Here is a 1327-nt window from a genome sequence, read left to right on the forward strand (position 1 = left end):
TGGCAGGACTGGACTTTATCCGGGACACCCGTAACACGCTTGATTGCAGCCATGTCGCTGCTTTCGACGACGCGCGGCGTGAAGCCGGCCTGCTCGAGATGTCGGACCCACGCCTTGCAGCAGCCGCAGGTTGGGCTGAGATGGACCTTGATCTCCTGGGCGCTCGCCGGGAGAGCCGGTAGCAGGAAGGCGAGTAGAAGGGCCGACGTAGGCTTCATCATAATCTCCAGATCAACGAGAATTCTTATGTCGAGGCAGAGTGAGATGCCGTATGCACGGTCGGTCCATGCGGCAAATCCGGATCGCCGGCGATGACCTGCGCCAGTGGCTGCTCTGGCTGGGCGAGGCGAGGCAGGGTGATAGTCACCCGAAGACCGCCTTCTGGACGGTTGGATAGCGCGATCTCGCCGCCATGTGCGAGGACAACGGCGCGCGCAATGGTCAAACCGAGGCCGGAGCCGCCGGTCTCGCGTCCTCGCGATTCCTCGAGGCGGACGAAGGGTTGGAAGACGCGCTCGAAATCACGCTCCAGGATCCCTGGCCCGTCGTCCTCGATCGTGATCGCGAGACCATCCGGCGTCTCGGTGACGACGACCATGGCGCGGGTGCCGTATTTAACCGCATTGCCGATGACGTTCCAAAAAGCGCGCTTGAGCGCGAGCAGCCGGCCGAGCACGCGGCCATGACTGGTTCCACTTAGGCTGACCGCATGCCCCTGGTCGGCGTGGTCATCGACAATCGTCTCGATCACCGAGACGATGTCGATCGGCCTGATCGCCTCGCTCGAGACGCCGCCGCGCAGGAACTCCAGCGTTGAATCGATCATGCCCTCCATTTCGGCGAGGTCGGCGTCGACGAGGTCGCGGGTCGCCTCGTCCTCCATCAGTTCGGAGCGCAGCCGCAGCCGCGTGATCGGCGTGCGCAGATCGTGCGAGACGGCCGCTAAGGCCTGCATTCTCTCGGAAACGAGGCGCTGGATGCGTTCGCGCATGGTGTTGAAGGCGCGCGCCGCGCGCCGGACTTCGGCCGGGCCGGTTTCGTCTAGCGGCTTCGGAATCTGATCCAGGCTGAACCGCTCGGCCGCAACGGCGAGATCGCGAAGCGGCCGCGTTGCCCAGCGCAATAGCAAGACCGCCACGACAATGATCGCCACACCGAAGCAGATTGTGACGGCAAGCACGCTCCAGTCTGCGTGCTGAGTTGCGCCGAGCGTGGTCGAGGAGAAGTTGACCCAGGAGCCGTCATCGAGTCTGACCGAGACTAGCATCATGTGCCGGTAGGCATCGGCGTCGCCCGAATTGAGCGCGCCGTCGTCGGCAAAACCGAG

Annotated in this window: 2 protein-coding genes; both read right to left on the minus strand. The window is 64.1% G+C overall.

Translation table 11 applies throughout. The features are described 5' to 3' along the window. On the minus strand, nt 1–218 hold a 218-nt coding region (locus Q8S38_RS06040; RefSeq protein WP_465247592.1), incomplete at its 3' end, for a DUF411 domain-containing protein. Nucleotides 219–244: 26 nt separating this feature from the next. Beyond that, a partial coding sequence (locus Q8S38_RS06045; protein ID WP_305679532.1) for an ATP-binding protein occupies nt 245–1327 on the minus strand: 1083 nt, incomplete at its 5' end.

Origin of the sequence: Allobosea sp. (assembly GCF_030695125.1) — a bacterium.
Classification (GTDB): Bacteria; Pseudomonadota; Alphaproteobacteria; order Rhizobiales; family Beijerinckiaceae; genus Allobosea.